The 13530-nt window shown below is 58.5% G+C and carries 11 protein-coding genes; 3 read left to right on the top strand and 8 right to left on the bottom strand.

Features of this window, described 5'->3' with window-relative positions:
- The first annotated feature begins 101 nt into the window (after nt 1–101).
- The gene (locus ABTV22_RS14030; protein WP_433741400.1) at nt 102–1475 is read left to right on the top strand and encodes a cation:proton antiporter; all 1374 of its coding nucleotides are present in this window, start codon (nt 102–104) and stop codon (nt 1473–1475) included.
- Here ABTV22_RS14030 and ABTV22_RS14025 read toward each other — a convergent pair.
- From ABTV22_RS14025 to ABTV22_RS14010, 4 genes are all read right to left on the bottom strand, one after another.
- Entirely contained in the window at nt 1453–3375 is a 1923-nt protein-coding gene (locus ABTV22_RS14025) for a PAS domain S-box protein (RefSeq protein WP_433740993.1), read from the bottom strand. The two genes, ABTV22_RS14030 and ABTV22_RS14025, sit on opposite strands and share 23 nt — an antisense overlap.
- Before the next feature lie 87 nt (nt 3376–3462).
- Complete coding sequence (locus ABTV22_RS14020; RefSeq protein WP_433740991.1) at nt 3463–4371, bottom strand: zeta toxin family protein; 909 nt, start codon at nt 4369–4371, stop codon at nt 3463–3465.
- Nucleotides 4372–4483: 112 nt separating this feature from the next.
- On the bottom strand, nt 4484–6778 hold the full coding sequence (locus tag ABTV22_RS14015; RefSeq protein ID WP_433740989.1) for an ATP-dependent DNA helicase: 2295 nt from the start codon (nt 6776–6778) through the stop codon (nt 4484–4486).
- The gene (locus ABTV22_RS14010) at nt 6775–8442 is read right to left on the bottom strand and encodes a VRR-NUC domain-containing protein (protein ID WP_433740987.1); all 1668 of its coding nucleotides are present in this window, start codon (nt 8440–8442) and stop codon (nt 6775–6777) included. Before ABTV22_RS14010 ends, ABTV22_RS14015 begins: the two co-directional genes overlap by 4 nt.
- 195 nt (nt 8443–8637) lie before the next feature.
- Between ABTV22_RS14010 and ABTV22_RS14005 the strand changes: the two genes are divergently transcribed.
- Complete coding sequence (locus ABTV22_RS14005; RefSeq protein ID WP_433740985.1) at nt 8638–8862, top strand: YgdI/YgdR family lipoprotein; 225 nt, start codon at nt 8638–8640, stop codon at nt 8860–8862.
- Between the two features lie 139 nt (nt 8863–9001).
- On the opposite strand, the gene ABTV22_RS14000 is transcribed toward ABTV22_RS14005, so the two are convergent.
- From ABTV22_RS14000 to ABTV22_RS13985, 4 genes are read right to left on the bottom strand one after another with little or no spacing between them, the layout of a single operon-like run.
- Complete coding sequence (locus tag ABTV22_RS14000; RefSeq protein ID WP_433740983.1) at nt 9002–10087, bottom strand: polyamine ABC transporter substrate-binding protein; 1086 nt, start codon at nt 10085–10087, stop codon at nt 9002–9004.
- A gap of 54 nt (nt 10088–10141) precedes the next feature.
- The gene (locus tag ABTV22_RS13995) at nt 10142–10483 is read right to left on the bottom strand and encodes a cupin domain-containing protein (protein WP_433740981.1); all 342 of its coding nucleotides are present in this window, start codon (nt 10481–10483) and stop codon (nt 10142–10144) included.
- Nucleotides 10484–10510: 27 nt separating this feature from the next.
- Nucleotides 10511–11917 carry an NAD(P)/FAD-dependent oxidoreductase gene (locus ABTV22_RS13990; protein WP_433740980.1) on the bottom strand — a complete coding sequence of 469 codons (1407 nt, stop codon included), beginning with the start codon at nt 11915–11917 and terminating at the stop codon, nt 10511–10513.
- Nucleotides 11918–11967: 50 nt separating this feature from the next.
- Entirely contained in the window at nt 11968–12783 is an 816-nt protein-coding gene (locus ABTV22_RS13985; RefSeq protein ID WP_433740979.1) for a helix-turn-helix domain-containing protein, read from the bottom strand.
- Nucleotides 12784–13034: 251 nt separating this feature from the next.
- Between ABTV22_RS13985 and ABTV22_RS13980 the strand changes: the two genes are divergently transcribed.
- Complete coding sequence (locus ABTV22_RS13980) at nt 13035–13307, top strand: DUF1652 domain-containing protein (RefSeq protein ID WP_433740978.1); 273 nt, start codon at nt 13035–13037, stop codon at nt 13305–13307.
- The last annotated feature ends 223 nt before the right edge of the window (nt 13308–13530 follow it).

The following is a 13530-nucleotide window of genomic DNA, read 5'->3' as shown; positions in this document are numbered from 1 at the left end:
CTATGGAACTGTAGTCACCTCCAGCGCTCCACTTCTTATGGGCCGCCACCACAGCGGTCCCTTCGATGTCGGGAGACCGTCATGCCCGCCTCTCTGAAGCCATGAGTTTCGTCGCCTGGGTCGCGGTGCTGGGCATGGTGTTGCTGACACTGGCCCTCACCTCTTCATACCTGCGCTGGATGCCGGTGACCACCTCGGCCGTGTGTCTGGCGCTTGGGGTTGCGATCGGGCCGGCCGGACTGGGCTGGCTCAATCTGAATCTCAACGAGGCGGCCTTCTGGATCGAACACCTGACGGAAGTCGCGGTGCTCTTTTCCCTGTTCGTTTGCGGGCTGAAATTGCGCCTGCCACTCAAGCATCGCAAGTGGCGGGTGGCCTTCGGGCTGGCGGGCCCGGTGATGCTTTTGAGCATCATCGGGGTCTGCCTATTGTTGCACTGTGCCTTCGGACTGGCGTGGGGCCCGTCATTGCTGATCGGGGCGATTCTGGCGCCGACCGACCCCGTGCTGGCGTCGCTGGTGCAGGTCAACGACGCCAAGGATGATGACCCGGTCCGCTTCGGGCTTTCCGGTGAGGCCGGACTGAACGACGGCATCGCCTTTCCGTTCGTGATCCTGGGTCTGTTGTTTCTGCAACAAGGCGAAAGCGCCTCAAGCGCCTCAAGCGCCTGGCTTGATGATTGGGCGCTCAAGCGCCTGTTGTGGGCCGTGCCGGCCGGTCTGTTGATCGGCTACTGCATGGGCCGGGGTATCGGGCGCCTGACCCTGTCGATGCGCATCCGCAATGCCGACAGCACCCTGTCCCCCAACGATTACCTGACGTTTGCCCTGATTGCGCTGGCGTATGTCGCGGCCGAATCGGCTCACGGTTATGGCTTTCTCTCGGTGTTCGCCGCCGGGTTGGGCTTGCGTCGGGCCGAGGTGAAATCAACGGCATACGCGCAACCGCCGGCCGAGCATCTGGTTCAAGCAGTGGTCGGCCACCAGAATGTCGAACCGGACAATGCGGTGCACGGTGATGTAGAACATCTTGAGGACAGCCAGGTGGCTGCCGGGATCATGATCGGCGACATGCTGTTTTTTGGCGGGCTGGTCGAGCGTGCCATGGAAGTGTTTCTGGTGACTTTGCTCGGTGTAGTGCTGATCGCGCACTGGGACTGGCGTGCACTGGTCATTGCTTTGGTGCTGTTTTGCGTGATTCGCCCCCTGAGCGTGGTCCTGCTGCCATGGGGCCGTTTACTGAATGGTCGGCAACGATGGTTGATCGGCTGGTTCGGTATTCGCGGTATCGGCAGTTTTTACTACCTGTTCTACGCCTTGAATCACGACCTCCCGGTAGGTGTGGCCAGCCTGAGCACCGACCTGACGCTGTCGGTGGTGGCGCTGAGCATTCTGCTGCATGGCATCAGCACCCAGCCGATGCTGGCGCGCTATGAGCAACTCAACCGCCCGCTCACTTCATTGTCGAGGCGATGACTTCAACCAGATTGATTTGCGTGAAGGGCTTGGAAAGTCGTGGCAGTGCCGCCGCAAAACCCTCCAGGCGATCGGCATATCCCGTGGCCAGGATGATGGGCAAGGTGGGTTGGAGAATTCGAATGGCCTGCGCCAATTGGGCACCGTTCATCTGAGGCATTGCCATGTCGGTGATGACCAGATCGAAATGCTGTTCGCTTTCAAACAGCTGCAGTGCCTGCGCCCCGGATTCGGCGACGCTGACCCGATGTCCGAGATCCTCTAGCAGAAGGCAGGTGCTGGTCAGCACCAGGCCGTCGTCATCGACCACCAATACGTTCAACCGCGGAACCTGCGGTGTGTCCGGCGCGGTGACCTGCGGGCCGACCACCGCCCCCGTCCTGGCGACGGGCAACCAGAGTTCAGCGGTGGTGCCTGTGCCTTTCTCGCTTCTGAGGACGAAGCGCCCCCCCATTTGTTCGATAAAACCATGGACCATCGACAACCCGAGCCCCGTCCCTTTGCCGACGCCCTTGGTGGTGAAAAACGGATCCATCGCCGAAGACAATGTAGCGTCATCCATGCCCTCCCCCGTATCGCTGACGGTCAGGCAGACATAGCGCCCTGGCGCCAGAGAGGAATGGGAATGCTCAAGGATCACTTCCGTACGGGTACCCAGCACGAGTTTCCCGCCGCCGGGCATGGCATCACGGGCGTTGGTCGCCAGATTGAGTATCGCCAGCTCAAGCTGATTGACGTCGGCCAGCACGGGTTCGGGTTCGGGTGAGAAGCAAGTTTCGATTTTCACCGAAGGCCCCAGGGAACTGCGCAAAAGGCCGCTGATACCTTGCACCAGCGCCGGTATGTCAACAGATTCGGCCTTGAGTTCCTGGCGCCGGGCAAACGCCAGCATGCGTTGGGTCAGGGAAACCCCGCGCAAGGCGCCCTGGGTGGCGTTGTCCAGCAAACGAGTCAGTTTCGGATCGTCTCCCAGACGTTTGCGGACGATTTCCAGGTTACCCAGGATGACGGTCAGCAAATTGTTGAAGTCATGGGCAATGCCGCCGCTGAGTTGACCGATGGCCTGCATTTTTTGCGCCTGGAACAGCGCCTCGCGGGTTTGCTCGAGGGCCTGCTGTGCTTGCGCCGCCTCGGTGATATCACGGGTGATCTTGGCGAATCCAAGTAATGTGCCGGTGTCGCCCCAAATCGGGTCCACCACCACGTGAGCGAGAAATCGGGTGCCGTCCTTGCGCTGGCGCCACCCCTTGTTTTCGAACCTGCCTTCGCGCGTTGCAATGCTCAGGGTGCGTTGAGGCTCGCCCGCCTCGCGGTCTTCCGGTGTGTAGAACATGGAGAAATGCTGGCCGATGACTTCCTCGGGCGTATAACCCTTGATGCGTTGAGCACCGGGGTTCCAGTTGCTCACGCGTCCATCGGCGGTCAGCATGTAGATGGCATAGTCCGTGACGCTCTGCACCAGCAAGCGAAATTGCTGCTCGCTTTGCTTGAGGGTTTCCTCGGCCATTTTGCGGTCGGTCAGGTCGCGGGTGATCTTGGCAAACCCCAGCAACCTGCCCGAAGCGTCGCGTATCGGATCGATCACGACATGGCACCAGAAATGCGTGCCGTCCTTGCGTACACGCCAGCCCTCGCCTTCGAAACGCCCCTCGCGAAGCGCCGTGTCCAGTGCCCGTTGGGGCAAACCGGCACGGCGATCCTCTTCAGTGTAAAAACGCGAGAAATGATGACCGAGGATTTCGGCTTCTTCATAGCCCTTGAAACGCCTGGCGCCGGCATTCCAACTGGTAATGATGCCGTCGGGATCAATCATGTAGATCGCATAATCGACCACCGCATCGATCAGCAGGCGAAAGCGCGCTTCCTCGCTCACGTCCACCTTGGTTCGATCCTCGCTCATTGAGTGCTCGCATCAGGAGTGTTTTTTTTGAGTATGCGACAAATTAACCATTTGGACAGCCTGATAAAACATCACGTGTCGCTAGCGCTATCGACTGACGTATTTGACGATATAGGCGTTTAGTTCGTTGTAGACGAAATCCGGCACTTTCTCGGCGTGAAGCGCCGCCTGGAACAGTGCCAACTGGCACTCCTTGAGTAGCTCATTACGCTCGTTCACCGCAAAAACGAGGTTCTCGATAATGCTCGAGTACAGGTTGTACGAAAAACCGACCGAGGTTGTCGTGGTGCTGACAGAACCGTCCAAGGCCTTCGAGTAAGCGCTTTGAGCAACCAGCCTGCGCTCCTTCAACGCACCGAATCCGCGTTCGTACAGGTTGATCTGGGAGCCGCTGACCGCCTTCGCGGCAGTTTCCAGGGCGACGATAATTGCCTTGGCGTGGCTCATGCTCGCCTCCAGTTTCGAAACAGTGAGGAACCTTTCCATTTCCTTTTTTTCGAGGCTTTTGAACGCTCTTTTGTAGCTCGACACGTGGGCAAATTCTTGCGTGCAACCCACGATATGGATCTCGAACTGATAACCACTGGCCGTCGCCAAGGGCGGAAAGGCCACGAGGTCCATGCTGTCGAAGGCAGACTCCATGATGATGTTGTATTTGCCGGTGAAGGCCTTCGTGAAGATCTTTTGGCAGACCTCTCGCACAAACGACTCGGTGTGTTCATACGCATGCAAGACGCCCAGTTTGATCATCTCGTTGTACTGCGGGTGTTTCTCGCGGTATTCCGGCAGGTACAGGCGAACGTAATTGGCGTAACGCTGCGTAGGCAGCAGGGTCTTTTCCAGCAGGTAGGTTTTACCTGACGATTCCAGCCCCGCTATCACCAAAATCTTGGGGATGGCCTGGGTGGTCATGCCGCTGAACAGCGTGGCGCTTATTTCATTGAACGCGCTCGTGACGTGGTCAGCGGTGTACGTGTATTGCGGGGTTTGCGACATGGTTTGATGTCCTTATCAAAAAGAGTGGATTGCTGGTCTCCAGCTCTTTCAATAAACGGCGTTTTCGTCGCTCGCTCAAAGGGATGTTTACATCAAGCCATGTCGATACTTTTCAAAATAAGTGCTCCGGCGTCCCGAAGGAAAAAGGCGTCGGCGCAATCGACCACCAGCGCGGCAGCAATTGCTTGACCTTGCTCTCGGCAAAACGGTCATCGATCAGCATCACCACCCCTTCGTCCTGTTGCGTGCGAATTACCCGTCCGGCAGCCTGCACCACTTTCTGCACACCCGGATAAAGATAGGTGTAGTCGTAGCCCGCACCGAATATCGCGGCCATGCGCCGCTTCATCTGCTCGTTGACCGGATTGAATTGCGCCAGACCCAAAGTGGCAATGAACGCACCAATCAACCGCGCCCCCGGCAGGTCGATGCCCTCGCCGAATGCCCCGCCCAATACCGCAAAACCGATGCCATGCCCGCCTTCAGTGAACCGATCGAGGAACTGCTGACGCTGTTCTTCGGCCATGCCACGGGACTGCGACCACAGGTTGATCAGCGGATATCGCTCGGCCAGCAACTGCATCACTTGCTGCAAATAATCGAAGCTGCTGAAAAACGCGAGATAGTTGCCGGGGCGTTGACTGAATTGCTCGGCGATCAACTCGACAATCGGCGCCACGGACGCCTGGCGATGGGCGAACCGGGTAGAGATCTGGCTGACGATGTGCACTTGCAACTGCCTGGCCTCAAACGGCGACTCAACGTCGATACACACCGTGCTTTTCGGCGTCCCCAGCAGGTCGGCGTAGTAATGTCGCGGGCTCAAGGTCGCCGAGAACAGTACGGTGCTGCGGGCTGCCGTCAGGCGTGGCCCAATGAAGCCGGCCGGTACTACATTGCGCAGGCACAGTTGTGATAGCTGCCGTTTGCGCTCCAGGTCGCGTTTGCTGATATCGAACAGGAAATGCTCATCAAAGAGCTCGGCCACCCGGCCAAACTGCAACATGTCGAAGTAAAAGCCCTGGAGAGCGCTGTCCAGCCCTTGGGGGTGATCGTTGAGGTAGTCACCGATGCTGGCACTGCAGGATGACAACGCCTGGAGCAGTTTTTCCGGGGCTTTGTCATACGCCTGGTAAACCGCCAGTTGCGGGCCATGCAGGGCGTTCCATTCGCGATTGACCCGTTGCAAGGGCTTTTTCAACGCCTCGGGGGCGGCTTTTCGTACGGCGTTGAGGGTCGCCTGATCGAGGCTGGCGCTGTACATCTGGCGACCGCGCTCCACCAGATTGTGGGCTTCGTCCACCAGCACCGCGACGTTCCACTGGTTCACCTGGGCCAGCCCGAACAGCAAGGCGCTGAAGTCGAAGTAGTAGTTGTAATCGGCAACCACCACGTCGGCCCAACGGGCCATTTCCTGGCTCAGGTAATACGGACAGACCTCATGCTCCAGGGCGACTCGGCGCAATGCGCCCTGATCCAGCAGGCTCAGTTCGCTGGCGGCCTGGCGCGCGGCCGGCAAGCGGTCGTAGAAACCCCGGGCCAGCGGGCAGGATTCACCGTGACAGGCTTTGTCCGGATGCTCGCAGGCCTTGTCCCGGGCAATCATCTCCAGCACGCGCAAAGGCGGCGCATCGGCGCGGTCGAGGATGACCTGCGCCGCATCCAGCGCCAGTTTTCGCCCTGGTGTCTTGGCCGTGAGGAAGAACACCTTGTCCAGCTGTTGCGGCGCCAGGGCCTTGAGCATCGGAAACAGCGTGCCGACGGTCTTGCCGATCCCGGTTGGGGCCTGGGCCATCAAGCAGCGACCGGTACTGACAGCCTTGAACACCGACTCGGCCAGATGCCGCTGTCCGGGGCGAAAGTCGGCATGGGGGAACGCCAATTGTTGCGCCCCCTGATTACGTGCCTGGCGATGGACCATCTCCTGCTCGGCCCAGTGCAGGAACCGTGCGCAATGCTGCTCGAAGAATTGCCCAAGCGCTGCCGCGCTAAAGGAATCGACCAGGCAGGTTTCCTTTTCGCTGACAATGTCGAAGTACACCAGCGCCAGATTGATCTGTTCCAGATTCAATTTGCGGCACATCAACCATCCGTAGATTTTCGCCTGGGCCCAGTGCAATTGGCGGTGATTGTCCGGTTGCTTGCTCAAGTCGCCGCGGTAGGTTTTGACTTCTTCCAGGCAGTTTTGCGCGGGATCGTAGCCATCGGCCCTGCCCTTGACGCTCAAGGTCCGGTACGCACCTTCAAGTGCGACTTCGCTCTGGTATCCCTCGCTACGCCGGGACGCCACAGTGCGATGCCCGACAATGCCCTCCAGCGCCGTCGGCGACGGCGTGAAGCGCAGGTCGAGGTCACCGGCCTTGGCGGTGAACTCACACAGCGCCCGCACCGCGATGCTGTAGCTCAAGCGTCCTGCTCCGCCCACTGCACGTAGCACACGGCAATCGGCATGTGGTGCTCATGGCAGAACTCCAGCCAGCGCAACTGGTTATCCTGAAGACGATCCCCCGGGCCTTTGACTTCGATCATGCGGTAGGTCTTTTGCTGCGGCCAGAACTGGATCAAGTCCGGCATGCCGGCGCGATTGGCCTTGATGTCGAGCAGCAGCCGGTTGAACCAGTGCTTGAGGTGTTCGGCCGGCAAGCACTCCAGCGCTTGCTCGAGCAATTCTTCGCTCAGGACGTTCCAGAAGACGAAAGGCGACTGGATGCCCCATTTTTCGGCATGGCGCTCGCGAATGGTTTGCCGATAGCGCCCGTCGTCGAGTTCCGCCAGGCAGTCCTGAAACAGGTCGGCCCGGCGCTCATGGAAATCTTCACTCAGCAGGTCGACTGGGCCACGCTGGAACGGATGGAAAAAAGCCCCGGGCAGCGGCGCGAAAATTGCCGGCCAGCACAACAAGCCGAACAATGAATTGATCAGGCTGTTTTCGACGTAATGCACCGGCGCGGATTCTTCTGCCAGGTGCGCCTGAACGTAAAACTCCACTGGCATCACCGGATCGGTCCTGGGCAGTTGCAGCTCCAGGCGCAGCATTTCCCGCGCCGCCGCTCGCTTGGCTGGCGGCCCGCCGAGTTTGCGCCGCAACCTGGGCAACATGCGCAGCACTTGCTGCTGTTCGGCCGCGCTTTGCGGCGATTGTTCGGCCTCGGTGGCGAGTTCCAGCGCCAGCGCATATTCACCGCAACGTTCCAGCACACGGATCAACCGCGCACGCGCGCCGGGATAGGCACATTGGCGGTACAAGGAAAGCGCCGTGGAGAAATCCGTGATGCGTTCGCAGTGCTGCGCGATCTGGAACAGCAGCTTGTCACGACGCCGTTGCAGCCAGGGATTGTTCAGCGCTAGCCCGTTGATCTGCTGGACAACCTCAGCGATCTCCTCCCCGGCTTCGAAGTGCTGCTGGCAGAGGTGGAGGAACAGGCAAGCATCGACATCCTCACGGCTGCGCAATCCGCGGGAATCGGCACTGAATTCGACTTTTTCGTAGGTGAAGATCCCAAGATCGGCCAACACGAACTCGGACCAGTCTTGGTAAAGGTTGCCGAAAAACATCAAGCGCAAGCGATCGCACAATTCCATGATGGTAAGGCTGAACAAGCGGTCGCTGAGCGACGGGCACCAATCAACAAAGCGACGGGGTTCGGGAAATTGCTCACTGAGTGCCCGCAACCAATCGGTTTTTTTCCCCTTGGGCTCATCGATGGCGCTACCAAGGCATTGAATAATTTCGGCCTTGAGCAATACGTCAAACAACGCCTCGACCGTTAACGGCAGCTGTTCATCGACCCAACCCAACGCCACGAGCGGTTCGGCCGCGCGGGCGATGTCACCGATTTCGGCGTAATGCAGCTTGCTGCAACGAAAATGAATCCCTTTGCGCATGACCATTCTGACCAGCAAAGCCCGGGACTCGCGGGGCAATTCGTTAAAGTCGCTGATGAAGCGTTGCTCTTCGAGACTCAACACATCGCCATAACGATGTTCAAGCCAATCAAGCACTTGCATGAAGTTATTCAAGTAATAGAACGGATCGTCGAGGGGGTTTGCAGTCACGGGAAAATGGGCCATGGAGAGCGAGTACTGGTTATGCGTACAGATACCAGTAACGCCCTGCCCGGTGCAATCGGAAAAAGATAGGCGGAGCGCCGTCCTGATTATATTTTTCGATGTGTCGAACTTTCTGCCGCTGCGTGACACCAACCGCGATAGAGGGTCTGTTTAATGCAATGACCGCAGCGTGTTTTTGAAGTGTTAGAGGTGGCGATGAACATCAAGACTCTGGGTTTCCCCCTGGCAGCAGCGGCTTTCATGATGCTCACTGGCTGCTCGACACCAACGGTTGTGACCCTGCAGAACGGCACCCAGTATCTGACCAAGGACATACCCAAAACCAAGACCAAGGACGGGTTCTTCGAGTTCGAGGATATTTCCGGGGCGAAGGTAAAAGTCAGGGCCGATGAAGTGGCGACGATCCGCAAGGAAGACTGAATTATCAGCTGATCGCTGCGCTGACTGTAGGAGCTGCCGAAGGCTGCGATCTTTTGATCTTGATCTTTAAAAGATCAAAAGATCGCAGCCTTCGGCAGCTCCTACACAGCTCCTACACAGCTCCTACACAGCTCCTGATTCAGCTACCCGTACGAATCTTGTTCCATACCCGCGTGCGAATCCGGTCGATGTTCAGCGGCATCGCTTCCAGCGCGAACAATTTCCCCATCATTTCCGGGCTCGGGTAGACCTTGGTGTCGTTCTTGATCGCCGGGTCGATCAGGCTATCGGCTTGTTCGTTGCCATTGGCGTAATGAACGTAGTTGCTGACGCTGGCCATCACATCCGGGCGCAGCAGATAGTTCATGAAGGCGTAACCGGCCTTCTCGTCCGGGGCGTCGGCCGGCATGGCGACCATGTCGAACCAGATCGCAGCGCCTTCCTTGGGAATCGAATAGCCAATGTCGATGCCGTTTTTCGCTTCTTTGGCGCGGTTTTCCGCTTGCAGGATGTCACCGGAGAAGCCTACGGCCACGCAGATGTCGCCGTTGGCCAGGTCGCTGGTGTACTTGGATGAGTGGAAATAGCTGACGTATGGCCGGACCTTGAGCAACAAGGCTTCAGCCTTTTTGTAGTCCTCCGGATTTTTACTGTGGTGAGGCAGCCCCAGGTAATTCAGGGCGGCCGGCAGCAGTTCCGGGCCATTGTCGAGGATGGCCACGCCGCATTTCTGCAGTTTCTGCATGTTTTCCGGTTTGAAGATCAGGTCCCAGGAATCCACCGGCGCGTTGTCGCCCAGGACCGCCTTGACCTTGGCAATGTTGTAGCCGATGCCGGTACTGCCCCACAGGTACGGAAAGCCGTGCTCGTTGCCCGGATCGTTGGTCTGCAAGGCCTTGAGCAACACCGGATTGAGGTTTTTCCAGTTCGGCAATTGGCCCTTGTCGAGTGCCTTCAACGCCTTGCCTTCGATCTGGCGGGCCATGAAGTGGTTGGATGGAAACACCACGTCATAGCCGGATTTCCCGGTCATCAATTTGCCATCGAGGGTTTCGTTGCTGTCGTAGACGTCGTAAGTGAAGGCGATGCCGGTTTCTTTCTGGAAGTTCTTCGTGGTGTCGGGCGCGATGTAATCCGACCAGTTGTAGATTTTGACGGTGTCTGCCGCCTGGCTGATCGAAGCGACGAGCATCAGCGGGGCCAGGGTCATTGTCTTTCGAAGCATGAGTCGATTCCTGTATAGGTTTTGTTGTTGGCAGGCAATCAAAGGATCAATGGATCAAAAAATCAGCACGTAGCTCTTGCGCACGGTTTCCTGGATATCCCAGACACCGAGGGTGTTGGCGGGCAACATCAGTGCGTCACCGGCTTCTATGTGCAGGGTTTCCCCTTCATCGGGGGTGAAGGTGCAACGGCCCGAAATGAAGTGGCAGAACTCCTGGGCGACGATCTGCCGCCGCCAGCGTCCCGGGGTGCATTCCCAGACGCCGGTTTCGACACCGTCGTCGCGTTCCACGCTGGTGGTCGACGCCACCGCCACCGGTGTGCCCAATGGCACGGCGACCGGGTTCGATTCTTCGAGTTTCAGGGTTGCGGTGTGCTTGAACTGGGTAATGCTCATGGGAATACCTGTCGATGATGAAAGCGTTTACTGCATGAAACCTTCCATGAAGCCCGCCAGAGTGCTGGCGAATTTGCGCCGCCAGGGCGCGGTGTCGGGGTTGGCCAGGGTCTGGTCTTCGTGGACGAAGCTGCGAATGATCGCGTTGTAACCGAGCCAGCGGCACGGCTCGGGCTCCCAGGCCTTGAGTGCGTCCAGCCCGCCCTGAGGGATGACCCAAGGCTGGCGAACCAACGCGGTGTCGCGCGCCAGGATCAGGTCCGCCAGGGTTCGCCCGCCCAGGTTGCTGGCACCGACACCCTCCCCGCCATAACCGCCGGACAAGGCAATTCCGCTGGCTCGGTCGCAGAGCATGTGCGGCTTGAACCGTCGGGACATGCCCAGGTTGCCACCCCAGCCATGAGTGATCTGAACGTGCTTGAGTTGCGGGAACAGTTCGCCGAACAGATAGCGCCGCAATTCGATTTCGCTGCTCGTCAGGTCGAAGTCATTGCGCAGCCGCCCGGCAAATTGATAACCGCCTCGGGCGCCGAAGATCAGCCGATTGTCAGCCGTGCGCTGGCCGTAGGTGACCTGACGGCTGCTCTCGCCGAAGGCTTGGCCTTGACTGAGGCCGATTTCGTCCCAGGTCGCGGCCGGCAGTGGTTCGGTGGCGACGATCAGGCTTTGCACCGGCAGCTGATAACGCCCCAGCGGTGGCAACGTAACGGCGTAGCCTTCAATCGCCGGTACCACCCAACGGCTGCGCACCGAGGCTTTTGCTGTGCGCAGACTGCCGGACTGCCACTGGGTGACCGGGCTGTTTTCATAAATGCTGACGCCCATGGCTTCGACCGTGCGAGCCAGACCGCGCGCCAGTTTGGCCGGGTGCAGGGTGGCCACGTGAGGAGCAAAAATACCGCCGTAGGGTTTGGCGATCCGGATCTGTTGAGCCAATTGCTCCCGGCTGAGCCAGCGGTAATCGCTTTCGTTGAGGCCTTGGCGGTAAAGCTTGTCCAGATAGTGGCGAAGGCTAGCCTCCTGTTCCGGGTAACGAGCGGCGCAGTACAGCGCTCCACCCTGACGCAAATCACAGTCGATGCCTTCACGTTCTACGACCGTGCGCACCTCATCCGGGATGTTATGCAGCAAGTCGTAAGACGCACGGCGCTGTTCGGCAGACAAGCCTGCCAGTAGACGGTCTTCACCCAGCAGATTGCCCATCAGCCAACCGCCGTTGCGCCCCGATGCGCCAAAGCCGGCGGTCTGTGCCTCAATGATGGCGATGTTCAGCTGCGGCGCCTGACGCTTGAGGTAGTACGCGGTCCAGAGTCCCGTGTACCCGGCGCCGATGATCGCCACGTCGATGTCCAGATCCTGTTCCAGCGCCGCACGCGCCTGCAACGGCTCGTCGAGCTGGTCCATCCACAAACTGATAGTGCGCCACGCCGGCATGCAAGACTCCGCCACTCAACTTTCGATGGCGTTGATCCTAGTGCGCGGGTTCAGTGGCTGTCTTGCGCGCGTGCACGCAAAGAAATTTGTTTGGCGTAAGCCTTGGGTGACAAACCGGTGTGCTGGCGGAAACAGCTGTAGAACGCTGACAGCGAATTGAACCCGGCAGCAAACGCCAGTTCATCGACGCGCACCGGTGGCGTGGCGTTATCCAGTGCGGCAAGCAGATGTTGCAAGCGCGCCTGGTTGACGTAGCGATAGAAGCTCTGGCCAAGCACCTGATTGAGCAGATAGGAGATTTGATTGCGGCTGTACCCGCACTCCTTCGCCACCCGTTGCAGGTCGAGCTCGGGATCGAGATAGGGTTGCTGGCGCCGGAAATACTGCTGCAGGTCATCGGCCATGAAACTCAACTGGCGCGGCGACAGGCCCAGTCGACTGACCGCCGGGCGTTGCTTGCCCGCGGTTTTATCGATTGTTTGTTCATGCACCAGCGAAGCGTATTCGTTGACGCGCCAGATCAATCCATCGCGCACGGTAATCGCTTCACTGGCACGGAACGAGACCAGCCCTTCACCACCGCGCAAGGTGATCCGGTACTGAATGAATGCGGTGTTGCCATCCAGGCGAATGCGGTCCGAATGCTCCAGCGCTTCATCAGGATCACGGGGCATGCTGCTGCGCACGTATTCGCGCAGTTCGCCCAGGCCCATCACTCGATTCTGGAAAAAATCGTTGTACTGGACCTCGGGGTGATACAGCGCCATGACGCCGTCCAGATCCCGATGTTTCCAGCGCAAGTGGTAGCGCATGACGGTCTCGCCCGTAGCCTGGGTTTGCAGCGGGCCATCATCCTCGGCGTACATAAAGGTCTCGACGAAAAAAAACGAGACTGCCGAAGTTTCTGTTCCCCTTCAAGTAGGCCTGTTTGTCCGAGCCACGCTCGGACGGTGACCTGAATCAAAAAATGGGCAGCAATCGCTAAACGGCCTGAAAAAAACACATTTTTTTCACACGTGGGTGCTACTTTTAAAGTCTGTCACTGGTTGAGCCATTGAAGGTTCTTCCCTCCTAACATGAGCTAACGGAAGCGCTCGATTAAGAAGGCGGGCAACATATGAATAAAGGGTTTAGTAAGGTCACTTTTCCAAATGCCTGCCAGCTGATGCGCTGGCATTTTCATCCCATGGGATTCGAGGCGAGCATGGATGCCCCGGGCAGCATGATTGCCCGTTTGTTTGATCGGGCCAGTGGCGAGACCATGATCGCCATTGCCGGCATTCCTTGTGCCACCGTCATGAATGCCGCCGATGTGGAACGAATAATCGAAGCAGTGGAGGATGAGCTTGCCGCGTTCATTCCCCCGGTGGCGCTCAGGAGTTATGCCTGACAACCAATGATTGTAGAAAGCCCACTTTAGGTGGGCTTTTTCATACGTGTCACAAAAGTCTATAGGAGCGAGTTTTTTGTGGTGAGGGGATTTATCCCCGTTGGGCTGCGACGCAGCCCCTAAATCACAGATACGCGGTGTATCAGGCACGTCCCATTAAATGGTTTTACGACTGCTTCGCAGCCGAGCGGGGATAAATCCCCTCACCACAAAGGTTTCCAAG

Origin of the sequence: Pseudomonas putida, from assembly GCF_050990305.1 — a bacterium.
Classification (GTDB): Bacteria; Pseudomonadota; Gammaproteobacteria; order Pseudomonadales; family Pseudomonadaceae; genus Aquipseudomonas; species Aquipseudomonas putida_AH.
The sequence above is the reverse complement of the archived record's forward strand: the minus strand, read 5'-3'. Positions and strand labels throughout refer to the sequence as shown.